The sequence below is a fragment of the Pseudalkalibacillus hwajinpoensis genome (genome assembly GCF_039851965.1).
Lineage (GTDB): Bacteria > Bacillota > Bacilli > Bacillales > Guptibacillaceae > Guptibacillus > Guptibacillus hwajinpoensis_E.
Genome location: NZ_CP156674.1, coordinates 2,303,871 through 2,318,541, shown reverse-complemented (window position 1 = coordinate 2,318,541; position 14,671 = coordinate 2,303,871). Strand labels below are relative to the sequence as shown.

At 42.1% G+C, this 14,671-nt stretch carries 14 protein-coding genes and 1 riboswitch; of the genes, 6 read left to right on the top strand and 8 right to left on the bottom strand.

The window, feature by feature from the left end; genetic code table 11:
* Positions 1-90: 90 nt before the first annotated feature.
* Together ABFG93_RS12150 and msrB are read right to left on the bottom strand one after the other, a co-directional pair.
* The gene (locus ABFG93_RS12150) at positions 91-1,074 is read right to left on the bottom strand and encodes an NAD(P)/FAD-dependent oxidoreductase (protein ID WP_347548296.1); all 984 of its coding nucleotides are present in this window, start codon (positions 1,072-1,074) and stop codon (positions 91-93) included.
* On the bottom strand, positions 1,071-2,030 hold the full coding sequence (msrB, locus tag ABFG93_RS12145; RefSeq protein ID WP_347548295.1) for a peptide-methionine (R)-S-oxide reductase MsrB: 960 nt from the start codon (positions 2,028-2,030) through the stop codon (positions 1,071-1,073). Before msrB ends, ABFG93_RS12150 begins: the two co-directional genes overlap by 4 nt.
* 169 nt (positions 2,031-2,199) lie before the next feature.
* Here msrB and ABFG93_RS12140 point away from each other — a divergent pair, with 169 nt between their 5' ends.
* The 3 genes from ABFG93_RS12140 to ABFG93_RS12130 all read left to right on the top strand — a co-directional run bounded on the left by ABFG93_RS12140 (position 2,200) and on the right by ABFG93_RS12130 (position 5,797).
* Positions 2,200-3,432, top strand: a complete 1,233-nt coding sequence (locus ABFG93_RS12140; protein ID WP_347548294.1) for an aminopeptidase — start codon at positions 2,200-2,202, stop codon at positions 3,430-3,432.
* Between the two features lie 128 nt (positions 3,433-3,560).
* On the top strand, positions 3,561-4,502 hold the full coding sequence (locus ABFG93_RS12135) for an ATP-grasp domain-containing protein (protein WP_347548293.1): 942 nt from the start codon (positions 3,561-3,563) through the stop codon (positions 4,500-4,502).
* Between the two features lie 179 nt (positions 4,503-4,681).
* A complete protein-coding gene (locus tag ABFG93_RS12130) occupies positions 4,682-5,797 on the top strand; it encodes a DUF2515 family protein (RefSeq protein ID WP_347548292.1) in 1,116 nt (371 codons plus the stop codon).
* Positions 5,798-5,817: 20 nt separating this feature from the next.
* Here ABFG93_RS12130 and ABFG93_RS12125 read toward each other — a convergent pair whose 3' ends face one another.
* From ABFG93_RS12125 to ABFG93_RS12115, 3 genes are all read right to left on the bottom strand, one after another.
* Positions 5,818-6,159, bottom strand: coding sequence for a hypothetical protein (locus ABFG93_RS12125; RefSeq protein WP_347548291.1), 342 nt, complete (start codon positions 6,157-6,159; stop codon positions 5,818-5,820).
* A gap of 117 nt (positions 6,160-6,276) precedes the next feature.
* Positions 6,277-7,089: a DUF3100 domain-containing protein gene (locus ABFG93_RS12120; RefSeq protein WP_347548290.1), complete on the bottom strand. Its 813-nt coding sequence runs from the start codon at positions 7,087-7,089 to the stop codon at positions 6,277-6,279.
* A 233-nt stretch (positions 7,090-7,322) separates the two neighbouring features.
* Entirely contained in the window at positions 7,323-8,555 is a 1,233-nt protein-coding gene (locus tag ABFG93_RS12115) for a dicarboxylate/amino acid:cation symporter (RefSeq protein ID WP_347548289.1), read from the bottom strand.
* 227 nt (positions 8,556-8,782) lie between these two features.
* On the opposite strand from ABFG93_RS12115, the gene ABFG93_RS12110 reads away from it, so the two are divergent.
* The gene (locus tag ABFG93_RS12110; RefSeq protein WP_347548288.1) at positions 8,783-9,070 is read left to right on the top strand and encodes a hypothetical protein; all 288 of its coding nucleotides are present in this window, start codon (positions 8,783-8,785) and stop codon (positions 9,068-9,070) included.
* A 137-nt stretch (positions 9,071-9,207) separates the two neighbouring features.
* Here the strand turns inward: ABFG93_RS12110 and ABFG93_RS12105 are convergent, their stop codons facing one another.
* Complete coding sequence (locus ABFG93_RS12105) at positions 9,208-10,419, bottom strand: M14 family zinc carboxypeptidase (protein ID WP_431521996.1); 1,212 nt, start codon at positions 10,417-10,419, stop codon at positions 9,208-9,210.
* A 257-nt stretch (positions 10,420-10,676) separates the two neighbouring features.
* Between ABFG93_RS12105 and ABFG93_RS12100 the strand changes: the two genes are divergently transcribed.
* Positions 10,677-11,006 carry a hypothetical protein gene (locus ABFG93_RS12100; RefSeq protein WP_347548287.1) on the top strand — a complete coding sequence of 110 codons (330 nt, stop codon included), beginning with the start codon at positions 10,677-10,679 and terminating at the stop codon, positions 11,004-11,006.
* Positions 11,007-11,340: 334 nt separating this feature from the next.
* Positions 11,341-12,063 (top strand): 3-ketoacyl-ACP reductase, encoded by a 723-nt coding sequence (locus ABFG93_RS12095; RefSeq protein ID WP_347548286.1) that lies wholly within the window; start codon positions 11,341-11,343, stop codon positions 12,061-12,063.
* Positions 12,064-12,137: 74 nt separating this feature from the next.
* Here the strand turns inward: ABFG93_RS12095 and mmuM are convergent, their stop codons facing one another.
* Together mmuM and mmuP are read right to left on the bottom strand one after the other, a co-directional pair.
* On the bottom strand, positions 12,138-13,079 hold the full coding sequence (gene mmuM / locus ABFG93_RS12090; protein WP_347548285.1) for a homocysteine S-methyltransferase: 942 nt from the start codon (positions 13,077-13,079) through the stop codon (positions 12,138-12,140).
* Positions 13,054-14,457, bottom strand: a complete 1,404-nt coding sequence (gene mmuP, locus ABFG93_RS12085; RefSeq protein ID WP_347548284.1) for an S-methylmethionine permease — start codon at positions 14,455-14,457, stop codon at positions 13,054-13,056. The genes mmuM and mmuP overlap by 26 nt, the downstream gene beginning before the upstream one ends.
* A gap of 81 nt (positions 14,458-14,538) precedes the next feature.
* A riboswitch (SAM riboswitch) is annotated at positions 14,539-14,641 on the bottom strand.
* Positions 14,642-14,671: the final 30 nt, after the last annotated feature.

Here is a 14,671-nt window from a genome sequence, read left to right as displayed (position 1 = left end):
CATCACATGTATTATAACGCATGTCGAAGTGGAACATGCTATTTATTCAAAACTTTCAAAAAGAAAAAGAAGACTTATATTGAAGTCTTCTCATCTACTCAAATCCAATATGTTACTTGCAGCAGCCAGTCCGGACAAAACTGCACTTTCTATTCTCGTTCGGCCTGACTTATCATCACTTCTAAGAAAAGCATCTCCGGCCACCCAAATCGACTCCTGGTCTGACACCCGGAGAGTCGGAGCATGATGCACGTTAGAAGCCTGTGCATAGCGCCATCTTTTAAGCTGTGATGACTGTACCCGGTCAGCATTAATCAGGTGTGAGACCCTCTTCATCATTTTAGATAGGATCACATCATCCTCTTCTGAATAAAGTGCTTTCGAGAGTTCAGTATTAGCGTAAATACTCATAATTCGCTCGGATGAAATTCCTTTTGCGTAGCTATCAACTATACGCTCAATTCCTTCAGGTAAACCCTCGTCCTGATGACCGGAAGGCGGAAGACCAGTACTAGCTTCTCCATCAAGCGTCACTAAACCAACAATTGCAGGGTCAAATGTGATATGACTGAGCGATTTGCGTGCATGGTCTGCTACTTGAACATTACTAGTTTCAAGAAGTTGAAGCGCTTGTGGCGCTGGTAGGGTTAACAGGACTGTGCTCGCTTTCACGCTTTCCCCTTCCTCGGATACAATGATATACATATCACCTTCTCGTCCAACATGCTCAACTTTACTCGTCAACTGAACGGGAACTTCCTTAGCAAGATGCTTCACTAGCTGGTTCATTCCGGCAGTTGATTTGTATCTTGCATGTTTTTCACCGAACCACCGGGTTACCCAGCCATGCTCCTCCCATTCATCGACGAGCTGCTGAAACATCTCCGTTCTTACTGTAAAAAACTGCGCTCCGTGGTCGGCCCTGCCAGCATCGATTCGCCTTGTGGCAAGACGACCACCGACACTTTTACTCTTATCGAGCACAAGTACATCTCTTCCGTTTTCCCGCAACTTTCTTGCAGCCAGAATACCGGCAATGCCTCCGCCAACAATGGCTATATCAACTGTTCTCATTCAAATAGGTCTCGGTATTCGCCGTACCCTTCTTCCTCAAGTTGGTCTTTTGGAATAAATTTCATCGCGGCTGAATTGATGCAATAGCGGAGCCCATTTTCGCCCGGACCATCATTAAATACGTGACCAAGGTGTGAATCTGCTTCCTTGCTTCGCACTTCCGTTCGAATCATAAAGTGGCTAACATCTTTCTTTTCCTTCACTCGGTGATTATGAATCGGCTGTGTAAAACTTGGCCAGCCACACCCGGCATCATATTGGTCTGTCGAGCTAAACAGTGGCTCACCTGATACAACATCTACATAGATTCCAACCTTGTCATTGTTGTAATACTCATTCTGGAAAGGACGCTCTGTGCCATTCTTCTGGGTTACTTCATATTGAATATCCGTTAGACGTTCGCGAAGTTCGTCGTCGTTTTTCTCATATGCCCAATTTTGTTCGATAAACGCCTCTCTGCCGGACCCTTTTTTATAACGATTGTAGTGAGCAGGATTTTTCTTATGATAATCCTGGTGATAATCTTCGGCTGGATAAAATGGTTTAGCCGGAAGAATTTTGGTCACAATTGGTTTTGTGAAACGGCCGCTTGCTTCTAGTTCCTTACGAGACTCTTCTGCAAGCTTCTGCTGTTCTTCGTTATGATAATAAACCGCCGTAATGTACGTGTCACCGCGGTCAAAGAACTGACCGCCCGCATCAGTCGGGTCAATTTGACGCCAGAAAAGATCAAGTAGCTTACTATATGGGAAGACCGCTGGATCAAACGTAATTTGAACCGCCTCTACGTGACCGGTTGTTTTTGAAATCACTTCCTCATATGTTGGATACGGCTTTTCGCCGCCTGTATAACCGGAAACAATAGTCTCTATACCAGGCATTTCTTCAAAGGGCTCAACCATACACCAGAAACAACCTCCGGCAAATGTGGCAAGCTCATAATGGCTTGTACTCATTCTCTATCACTCCAATATTGAAGATTTAATACTAACATATCCTGAATCGACCCCTTCTTGCCAGAAACTTGCTTTAAGAATGTGCAATAAGGGAATTATTTACTTACTATATTGAAAATCTGCTACACTAGAAGTATGACTATTTAGAAAAAAGGAGACTCCATTTATTATGACTACTTTTCAAGAAAATTTACAGAAATACGCAGATTTAGCGGTTAAAGTTGGCGTGAACATTCAAAAAGGACAAACCCTTGTTGTCAATGCTCCACTAACCTCAGCTGAATTTGTTAGACACATTGCGGACCGTGCTTATGAAGCTGGCGCAAAAAATGTGCATGTCGAATGGAACGACGAGAATCTAACACGTATTAAGTATGATAAAGCGCCTGACGAAGCATTCAAAGAGTTTCCAACTTGGAAAGCGAAAGGTTTTGAAGAATTGGCGGAGAACGGTGCGGCCTTCCTTTCAATTACATCTTCTAACCCTGATCTTCTAAAAGGCGTTGATCCTGAACGCATTTCGAACGCAAGCAAAACGGCTGGGAAAGCAATGGAAGGGTATCGCAATTACATTATGTCCGATCATAACAGCTGGTCGGTTGTTGCTGTTCCATCGAAGCCATGGGCTGCAAAGGTCTTTCCAGAAGCACCTGAGGAAGAACAGGAAGCTAAGCTCTGGGAAGCGATTTTCCAGGCAACTCGCGTTTTAACAGGTGATCCAGTCCAGGCATGGAAAGAGCATAGTGCAAACTTGGAACAGAAGGTAGATTATTTAAACAACAAGCATTACAGCAAACTTCACTATCGAGCTCCTGGAACTGATTTAACGATTGAGCTTCCAAAGGCACACCAGTGGGTGGGGGGCATTAGCGAGAATGTGAATGGAGACCATTTTGTAGCGAACATGCCTACAGAAGAAGTGTTTACGATTCCGCACAAAACAGGCGTTAACGGCGTTGTCGCTTCGACAAAACCACTAAGCTATGGCGGTACTGTAATTGAAGACTTCTCACTCACATTTGAAGAAGGACGTATTGTGAAAGCGGAAGCAAAGCATGGGAACGAAACGCTTCAGCACCTTATTGAAACAGATGAAGGAGCGCATTACCTCGGGGAGGTAGCACTTGTCCCTCATGATTCTCCGATCTCAAACGCAGAAATCATCTTCTTCAATACATTGTTTGATGAAAATGCATCCAATCACCTTGCAATTGGAAATGCATACTCGTTCTGTCTTGAAGGCGGAAAGAAGATGTCAAAAGAAGAACTTGAAAGAGCGGGTGCGAACGAAAGTGTCACCCACGTGGACTTTATGATTGGTTCTGAACAAATGGATATCGACGGAATTAAAGAAGACGGATCAAGTGAACCAATTTTCCGTAATGGAAACTGGTCGATCTAAGCTTAAAAGCAGAGCCTCCCGGGCTCTGCTTTTTTGGTGAACCGTTTCCACTGGGATTATCCCTCCATCTGCTTTATACTTGAGTAAAAAGATAGGTTTTAACAGTTATTTGCTAAGGAGGACTTAAGATGAGTGCAAAAGTATATATTATTCATGAAAATGAAGAGTGGACAAAGCCGCTTAAGATTGAGCTTGAAAAGCAAAATGTCCCATATGAAGATTGGTTTCTAAGTGAAGGAAGCATTGATTTATCTGATATCCCACCGGAAGGGATATTCTATAATCGCATGAGCGCATCCTCTCATACGAGAGATCATCGCTATGCGCCAGAATTCACTGCTGCTGTGATTTCATGGCTTGAAAGTCACGGTCGCCGCGTCTTAAACGATAGCCGTGCCCTTGCCCTTGAGGTCAGTAAGGTTGCTCAGTATACTGTCCTGAGACAGCATGGAATACTTACGCCGAAAACAATCGCAGCCGTTGGGAAAGATCACCTTACAAAGGCAGCCCACTCTTTCGATGATCCATTTATTACGAAGCACAACCGTGCTGGGAAAGGGCTTGGCGTTCAGCTTTTTAATAATCCTGAGACGCTTGCAGCTTACGTCAATAGCGAAGCTTTTTACGAATCGATCGATGGAATTACCCTACTCCAGGAGTACATCCAATCACCTGATGCTTCGATTACTCGCTGTGAATTCGTTGGTGGGAAGTTTCTATATGCCGTTCGTGTCGACACGTCTGACGGCTTCGAACTTTGTCCAGCGGATGTGTGTCAGGTAGGCGATTCATTCTGCCCGACAACCGAGCAGGAAAAGCCTAAATTCGAAATCATCGAGAACTTCGATCAACCAGTCATTTCCAATTATGAGGCTTTTCTGAAAGCCAACGGTATTACGTTCGCTGGAATCGAATGCATACAAAATGAGCGCGGCGATCTATTTACGTATGACGTCAACACCAATACCAATTACAATGCTGACGCCGAAAGGAAAGCCCACATTTCTGGCATGAAAGCCATCGCGGAAACGCTAGAACGCGAGCTTTCTGAACTAAAACCAATCATGTAATGTCAAAAAGAGCGCTATTAGGCGCTCTTTTTCTATTTGATTTATTCTTGGTCTGGAATAATCCACAACATGACACTATTTCTCTCAACATCGATTCAATATGCTTCATATCCAATCATCTTTCTTACTCATTGCTTCATAGATATATATAGAAAGAAGAACGGAGGAGTGAATGGCCCGTGAATGTTTTCAAATCGCTGTTTCATCTCTCTCAACATACTAACCTTTCTTCTTCTTTACTAAAGGATCTCAAGAAAGTAAGTAAGACTACAAAACCATCACCGCCGCTTTCATTATACGATCAACGTTTCGTCAGCATGATTCGTGAGAAAACCGCTCTCCATAACCGGAACAACGTAACGCGCACGAAGGCCTACCTGGATTTCTTTAAATTCAATCCCGATATTCACTGGGCTTTCCTCGCTCACCTCGTCTCCCGTAATGCTGGCTGGACGATGACCGATTTAAAAGGGGAATATCTCCCTCACCTTCTCACCCCTGAACAGCAGCAGTCATTCTTTTCATTTCTTGAGCGTGGGAACTGGCTAATCTTTCAAGACGCTTACCCGCAGCTGCTTCTATATAAAGAAAGCGTGCTTCGTAAACGGCCGCTTTTCCACCTTTTACCTTCCCTGCATGTATCGTCTTTTATGAAAGTGATCTGGGAGGATTTCTGGCAAAATAAAAACAGCGAGGTACTGACTGCCTCCCTTATAATAAATGAGCAGCATTACATTGAGTCACGCGTTATTCAAACCGATCACTTCAAGAAATCTGTTTTCCAGACGCTCGCCTTCCAACTACAGGATGTGCTTAATACGAACACGTTACTCTTTCCTATGATAGAAGGGGATACGGTCACCTTAACGGGCGAAGCAGCTCATCACTTTTTGTACGTGAAAGAGCGAATTGAACTTGGAAAACGGCTATACACTCGGCTTTTCTCAAATGAAAGGAACCTGAATGCGATCATTAATTGGGCCACCTTACATCCACACACAGGATCAAGAAAAGATTACTGGTCTCACCTGTTCAATTCAGTGAAGGAAGGTAAACCTTTAGAAAAGCGTATCATTAAGGATTGTCTGCTTCAAAAAGGGCCAAGAATCTATAGTCCATCACTTACAGCCTGGAGCGACGTCACCCATAAATCGCCAGATCGAAGTGATTGGTATACGAACTCAAATATCATCGACCTTCTCAATCTCCCGTCCCCTGACCTATCAGGAAACGTTCAAAAAATTCATTGCCATTCCCTTACGCTTCTTGAAAAGATCAACGGCTTTCCCACATGAAAAAGACCCCTAATCTGTCCCTAAATTAAACCCTGCATACGCAGGACCACTTCAGCGATAAATGCTGAGCCAAGAAACGTACCGACCATCACAAACATGGCCACTACAATACTTCTCCAGCCAAGCTTTACAAAATCTGTCCATGAGCGCCCAATCGCAATACCAGCATAAGCAAGAATCGGCGTAGCCAGGGCGAGAATATTAATATCCTGCGTCCACTTCACTACGTATTCAGATCCGGGCATAACAGGCATCGAGACGAGAATACCTATAATCCCGATATAAGCAACACTTGGAATATTAATCGGTAAAACGTGCTGAAGAATAAGTCCAGCGAGACAAATGAGAATTAAGACGACCATTCCAGGTATTGCGACTATTGGAAAAACACTGTAGCCGATCCAGTTACCAACCGGCTGAAATGAATCCGAAAATCACTAACAAAAGCGTCCACTCTTGTATATTTTTTAATAGCATCCTTACGCCCCCTTATTTACATCAGCCTTCGCCTGTTTATTCCTTGTTAGCACAGCATACATTTTCTCTGTTAATGGCAAACCAATGAGAATGCTCATGTAGAGACCTGTTGAAAGCGACAGCAAATTACTCGCACCAGCGAAGGCAATAATATCATCTGAAAAGGCAGGAAAAGCTGCGACGAGTGAGCCACTGGCAGCTGCCATCATACTGCCGCTTCCAATTCCGGATGCCATAGCGAATGAAAGCGGATGAAGCGGTGTAATTGTAGCAAGGAAGCCTGAAATAACACCCATGAAAACAGCACCAAACACTGTTCCAAAAATATAAATGGCCATAACGCCTCTTCCTTCAGGCGAATTAAAGCCGTACTTGTCCACGATCAACCCAACATTCGGCTCTCTTGCAACAGAATGCGTCATCCCAATACTCTCTCTTTTAAGTCCAAGCATGACCGCAATCGGCAGCGCTATAAAAATAGTACCAAGGTTACCAAACTCCTGAAGCAATAGGGCTGGCCCCGCTTCAATTAATTTTGGAAGCGATGGACCGATAATGACACCGATCTTCGCAATCAAAAGCGTTACGCCAAGTACGATTAAAGGTTCAGCATTAAGTGCCTGCGCTTTTTTTACAACAGGTGTGAAGAATAACCCCAGTCCAATTAGAATCGCATACAGCATCGGGAGCAACAATATGACACCAGGTCCAACTGTAAACTGAAATACCCCGATCCACTCTGTAAGCGCGACGATCACCAACACAAGAAGGTGCAAACGCCAGTCTTTCCAAATTCCTTTTAATTGATCTGCCACCCGTATCCCCCATTTCCTTTCCCACATAAAAGCTCTAAAGTTATTTTTATCTTAATATTTAGATCATTAGAAGTAAATGGATGATTATGACAAGTACAAATGATTTATATCAAATTATATATATCGTTATGTAAAAAGGCTTTTGTAGCGCTAATTCCTGCTATTTACCCTGCATGACGAATGATGACTACAAAAATAAAAAGCCAGGCATCATCGCCTGACTTTCAGTAAGTTTAAATGGTTGGATCTGCAGTATCAGAGGTTGTTTTGCGATCAATCACAGTTGCTCCGACAAGATCACCCGTTACGTTAAGGGCAGTACAACCCATTCCGACTAAGGCATCAACAGCTGTTAACAACGCCACTGTTTCCATTGGTAAACCAACCTGTGCAAAAACAGTCGCAATCATAACGATTCCTGCCCCTGGAACACCTGCTGTTCCGATTGACGCAAGCGTCCCAACAATGACAATCATCAGCATATCAGTAAAGCTTAAAGGAGCACCTACAACGTTGGCTGCGAAAACCGCTGAAATAGCAATACGGATCGCTGCCCCATCCATATTGATCGTCGCACCGAGCGGTAAACTAAAGCCATAGAGACTTTTTGACAGACCCATACCATTAGCAGCATTCAGTGTGAGTGGCAATGTACCTGAACTACTCTGTGTGACAAAAGCCGTAATCATTGGTGTACGGGCATTCGAGAAAAATCGTTTCGGACTGACTTTGAAGAACAGCATAAAAACAACATAGATCCCTACCTGAACGATTAGGGCAATGTAGAGCACTACAATCATATTTCCTAGCGAGAGAATTGTATGCATTCCCTGGTTTCCGATTGTTTTAGCGATAATCGCAAAAATTCCAATTGGTACGTATTGAAGAATAACATTCATGATTTTAAAGGTTGCTTCGTTCAATCCTTCAATAACTTTATATAAATGTTCGCCAAGTTCACCGTGTTCCTTCGAATTCCTTAATGCGGAAATGGCAATACCGAAAGCGAATGCAGTGAAAATGATTCCAAGTAAATTCATCTCACTAAATGCCGTAACGATATTCGATGGCACAATACTTAATAGAACACTAACGACGCCAGGGTTGTCAGGTACCTCGAAGGACTCCGCAGGATCAATCGAAAGGCCTGTACCTGGATTGAACAAACTTGCAACTGTTAGGCCAACAATAATCGCAAAGGCAGACGTCAACACATAATAAAGAAATACTTTACCACCCATTCGTCCAAGGTTACTTAACCTTGTCTGATTGACACCGACAATCAACGTAAATAGTATGAGTGGGATGATGAGGAATGACAGCAAGTTGATTAACAAATCACCAAGTGGTGCCAAAACCGCTGCTTGCTCACCAAAAACAAGACCAACAATAATTCCAAGTATAAGTGCAATCGTAATTTTTAGTATTAACGATGCTTGTAAATAACCTCTCAAGATCTTCTTCATTGTTCCCCTCCTCACAAACCAAACTGAATTATTCATATATAATTACTAGGAATTAAAATACTACAGATTTGCTCGGAAGTCAAAATACTAGCCCGACAGTGTTCAACCTAAATAACAGGTCTCTAAATTACTTTTAAACTTTAAATCTATTTTTGTGTATAAGTTTGATTCGGGGTGGTTAGACTTTCTAGTAGATTCTATTAAAGAACCAGGAGGAACAAAATGAAATGAACAGTCAAAAGGCTTTTCCCATCACCCCTTTCGAAACCTATCTTGAGATGACCCAGTACGGAACAGAAGTGCATTTTGAGTATGACAAGTACGAGCTGTTGTCAGGAACACTAGAAAATGGAAGAATGTATTTTCTCATTGACTATCATACCGGGTTAACCTATGAGGTTGAGCAAAAAATAGCGGATCTTTTGCTAGAGTTATATGCGAAGGGCAAAGGTGACAAGTTAGTTCAGGAGATTACACCTCGACTTGCTCCATTTTCTTCCCTTTCATACAGTTAAAAAGTCCTGCCAGAGAGCAGGACTTTTTCTATGGAGTTCGTTACATTTTTATCCCACCCTTAAGGGGCAGTAAAACCTCAGGAATGTAAATCAATCGAGAAGAGAAGTTTACTCAAATGAACTCGTCTTCTTTTCATTTAAAAACCATAATCCTGATCCCGATCTGTAAGTGGGATTTCATTATATTCTTCAGAGTCAATACTATATACATCCCCAGTAGTCACTCCGTTGATAATTCCATAGAGACCAAGTTCAACAGCCTTTATAAGCTGTCCCTTTTTCTTCTGACCAAAACTTTGAGTTTGACCAGTTACTTCGAATAACACAGCCCCACTTCCATTAAGAGCAAAGGAACCAAGTGCGGTACCCGGTAGATCTAGATTCTGTGGGTAAAGTGTAATATTGTCAAAAAGAGAATTACCTCTTTCTTGTAAAGCATTATAAGCGGCTACATTTAATTGTTTGGAGAATTCCTCATTATATGTATCTGCATACTCACTATATTTCTCTCCTTCAGCACTCTCAGGATCAGGAATGAAATCTCCCGAAATAGATAACGTAACCTTATCATCTGTTCCTTCAACATAATACTCGCCCTGATGATGCAAATCTACAAACACATCCACTTTTCCAAACTCATCCATTAAGCCTTTATAAACATCACGGACAGTTTGGGCTTCAGGGGTAATGTACCAGCCTGGATTTGATGAATTACTTGGAAAATCTTCAGGTTGAGGCTCATAGTTAAGGTTTGGATTAAAGTCCCGATTCACGTCAAAACCCGGGTTTGAAGCATAATCCCAGTATTGGTTTGTGTAGGTGTAATAATTCCAAGATGGAGTAGCTTCAGCTAGTTGTGGGAATTCTTCAATTACTTCACTCCAGGATAGATCGTTCCCGCGACGATTCAACTCCGTAGCATCCGGGTTAACCATCGGCATAGCCACTATGGTTACTTCTTCCCTGATTTTTTTGGCCTCAGTAGAATTGTTTGATCCAAGTTGCTGTAATAAATTTAACAATGCTGCAGTACCTGTTTTTTCATTTCCATGGATTTCGCTTTGTATTAATATCACTTTATCTCCTGAGCCAACTGTAGCTTTGTAAATTTCACGTCCTTGATTTGAATACCCTGCAACTTCTACATCAACTCGCTCCTGGCTGTTTTTATCAATCTGCTGAAGTTTTTTGCTTAACTCATCATGGCTGATAAACCCTGAAATGGAGTATTCTTGACTTTCTGGTGTTCCAACAAATTGACTATTAGGTGCTGCCATGGCTGGGGTCATTAAACCCGCCGATAAAGCAAGTGTACTGCTTAATAACGCTACTTTTTTCATTCTACCCATCAAATTCCTCCTCGTTTATGATTACCTCACACTGAGTAATTCTAGTTTTTGACTCCTCACCCTGTTAATGACTTTCAAAACAAACCATTTGCACCATGAGTTATTTTCCAAACTAGTGCATTTTACATGTGGATTATCAGATTCTCTTAAAGATAGTTGAAAGGGATCGTTACATTAGAAGGAGTTTGAATGTCATGTATAATAGTACTAGTTGTTCCTAACGGAAGAGTGAAACTAGATAAACAAAGAGGAAATTAATGAAGAATCAATACTTTCTATTAGCTGTTTTGTTTCATTTCATTGCTGGTTGTTTTTCATTCCTAATACTTGATCTCTGGGTAATGGTTCTCATCTATGTAGGTGATTTAATGGGATTCATCAATGATCCTACCCTTGATGAAGGATTACTACTATTTTTCCTTCTCACGGCTCTTGTAGCAAGTGCGATTTATTTTCCAATTGTCGTGTTTACAAGTATTTATCTAAGGTCCAGGCTGCAAATAACAAAGGCACGTTATCTACTAATAATGTTTGGAATATTCCTTCTCTCATTGGTGTTAACTTTCTGCGTTGTTTACCAACTCTAAAGAGTTTCCTTGTTTTATGATTTGTCTTACTAATTCAAAAGAGCTCAGCTGCATGTGCAGCTGAGCTCTCTTAGTAAATCTTTCAAAATGATTTATCCTTCACTTTACCCCACCCTTAAGGGGCAGTAATACCTCAGGAATGTAAGGAGGCAACTGCCCCTTAAGGTCCGATTGGTTCAACTAATATTTGTACACCTCGTAACTGTAACCTTTTTTAGCTATAGTTAAACATCATGATATGTTCACCCACTCTCGAACAATCCTTAATCTTTGAACATTATTGCTACTACCCTTAGACTTAACAATAGGGAATAACAGAAAGGATGGTTCAGAAATGGGTCAATCAATTACCGGAAAGATTGCATATATCACAGGAGCAAGCAGTGGCATAGGTCGCGCTACTGCTCTGGAATTAGCTAGAGAGGGAGTAAACGTTGGGTTAATTGCCCGTACAGAAAGCAAACTGAAGGAAGTTGCACAGGAAGCGGAAACGCTAGGAGTGAAGGCATCAGTTGCGACTGCTGATATTGCGAATATAGAGGAAGTAGATCAGGCAATCGATCACTTACAAAATGAATTAGGCTCAGCAAACATTCTGATTAATAATGCGGGCATTGGATTAAATGGATCATTCTTAGACCTTAAACCAGAAGACTGGAAGCACACGTTTGAAGTAAATGTATACGGTACGTACCACGTCACACGGGCCGTTTTACCCCAAATGATCAAGAGAAACAACGGGGATATTTTCAACATCTCCTCAAGTAGCGGTCTTAAAGGGACAGCTGGTTCTACTTCCTATAGCGCTTCGAAATTCGCAATCCAAGGGATGACCGAAGCACTGATGCAGGAAGTGCGTCGAAATAACATTCGCGTGTTTACACTTAACCCTAGTCTAGTCGCAACTGAGCTTGTATTTGGCGATAAACTTGATGAACAGGATAAAGAGAAATATATGCAGCCGGAGGATTTAGCTGAATATATGGTTGGGCAGCTAAAGCTCCATCCTCGGATTTTCATTAAACAATCGCTGCAGTGGGCCACAAATCCATTTTAAAAAAATGTAACCCGTTAAGCGCAAAAAGAAGGGGAACGTCCATTTTATATTGGACGTTCCCTTTCTCCATATACTCAGCGCCATTTTTGATAAATTTCTTCTATATCATGAGGTCTCGTTCTGCAACAACCTCCTATTAAACGCGCTCCCACCTGAAACCACCTTTTAGAGTCTTGATCCAATTCGGAATGTGATTGCTCTCCCTGCCATGTTTTGGAGCTAGATTCATAAACTTCTCCGGAATTCGGGTAAACGATAACCGGTTTTTTTGTGTGGCTATTTACCTCTTTAATAACCTCTTCTACAAATGAAGGAGAAGCGCAATTCACTCCGATTGCAGCAAGCTGCTTTATCTCTCCAAAACGTTTGGAACACTCCTGTAATGGTGTCCCATCACTAATTTCCTTTCCATTTCTAATAGAAAAGGAAAGCCAGGCATAAGTATGTGGAAATTCTTCTAACAACGAAAGTAATACGTTTGCTTCTTGAAGAGAGGGAATTGTTTCAAATGCTAACAGATCAGCTCCTGCGTCAATTAATGCTTTTATTCTTGAACGGTGAAAATGAGCTAATGTATCGTCAGAAACGCCATAATCCCCTCTATACTCTGAGCCGTCTGAAAGAAATGCTCCATAAGGTCCTACTGATGCAGCAACAAGAGGTTTAGGCCTGGTCAATTGCTCATTCTGCTCCCAGAAATCATCACGCGCTTTTCTTGCTAGCACTACTGTTTTCTTAATTAACTCGATCGATTCCTGCTCGTTTAAACCACGTGCTTTAAGCCCATCTATTGTTGCCTGGTAGCTAGCGGTTATTGCACAGTCCGCTCCAGCATGGAAATAATCTAGATGAACTTGATAGATTAATTCAGGGTTCTCAAGTAATACCCGTGCTGACCAGAGAGGATCATTTAAATCACATCCATAATGTTCCAGCTCTGTTGCAAGCGCACCATCTAATATCATAATCGAGTAATCACGCAAAATGCCTTCAATAGGATCGTTTTTCAGTAACATAATTGACTCCCTTTCTCTTCATAGATTTAGTTAGATAATAGCTCCCATAACAAAAAGCAATAAAAGGAAAGCCACAATACAGGGCAATTCTCTGTGTAGGGTCAAAAGCGATCCCGATCAACGAAGCGAGACAGAGCAGAAAAGCAAGCACAGGGACGAGAGGATATAATGGAGTCCGATATCCCAGGTCTTTTACCGAATACCCTTCTCTTATAAATTGTTTCCGAAAGAGAAATTGTGACGCACAAATGCTCATCCACACCACTACCACCGCAAGACCCGAAATCGAAACGAGTACAACATAGACTGTATCTGGCGCAATCACGCTAGATAAGAGAGCTAGCACCCCGCCTAACATACTAAACATCACGGCATTTAGCGGGACACCCTGTTTATTTAGCCTGGAGAAAAACGGTGATATCGTTCGCTTATCTGCGAGCGACCAGAGCATTCTTGAAGAAGCATACAACCCGGAATTTGCAGCAGATAAGATCGCTGTTAAAATAACGAAGTTCATAATATCGGCTGCAAATGGAACACCAATCCGTTCAAGAACAGCCACAAACGGGCTTTCTAATACGCCAGCATCTGAAGCTGGAAGAAGAGCTGATAAGACGAAGATCGAACCGACAAAGAAAATAATTAATCGAAACACCGTAGTACGAATAGCTTTCGGAATTGTTTTTTCTGGATCTGCTGTTTCTCCAGCTGCGATACCGATTAATTCTGTTCCAGAGAAAGCAAAATTCACCGCTAACATGGTCATAACTATGGCAAATGCACCATTTGGAAAAATACCTTCATTCGTAAAATTGGAGAAAACCGATGTGTGTGTACCTGATTCCATCGGGATAAAACCAAAAATTGCTGCTCCCCCTAAAATAATAAAGAGGATAATTGCTAATACCTTAATGAGGGAGAACCAGAATTCTGTTTCTGCGAAAAATTTAACGGTAAGCACATTAATCACAAAGATTAATGCGGCGAACAATCCACTCCACATCCACACACTGATGAATGGAAACCACCGCTGCATCAGCATCCCGGCGGCAGTAAATTCGGAACCGAGAGCTACTGTCCAGGTTAGCCAATATAACCACGCCACCGTATACCCGGTACCTCCTCCGATGTACTTAGCTGCATAACTATGGAAAGCGCCTGTTTCTGGCATATGTACAGAAAGCTCCCCTAAACATAGCATGACAAGGTAAACAACAAGCGCCCCTACTAAATAGGAGAGAATCGTGCCGACTGGACCAGCCTGTTGGATCGTGTATCCAGAACTTAAGAATAGACCGGTCCCAATAACTCCACCAAGCGATAGCATCACGACATGTCGTGACTTCATTTTCCTTTGAAATTCCTGCTTCTCTTCCATTTCATACTCCTTTTCTTCCATCCAGAAAACCCAAAAAACGCACTCTAAAAGAGTGCGTTACTGACAAAATAAAACCGAAGGCTCTCATCTATCAGGTTTATCACCCGCTGGAGTTAGCACAGTATCCGATGGACCTGTTGCTGAGGTTTCAAAGGGCCAGTCCCTCCACCTCTCTGGATAAGAAATTATATTTTAACAAAAATATCAATTTATT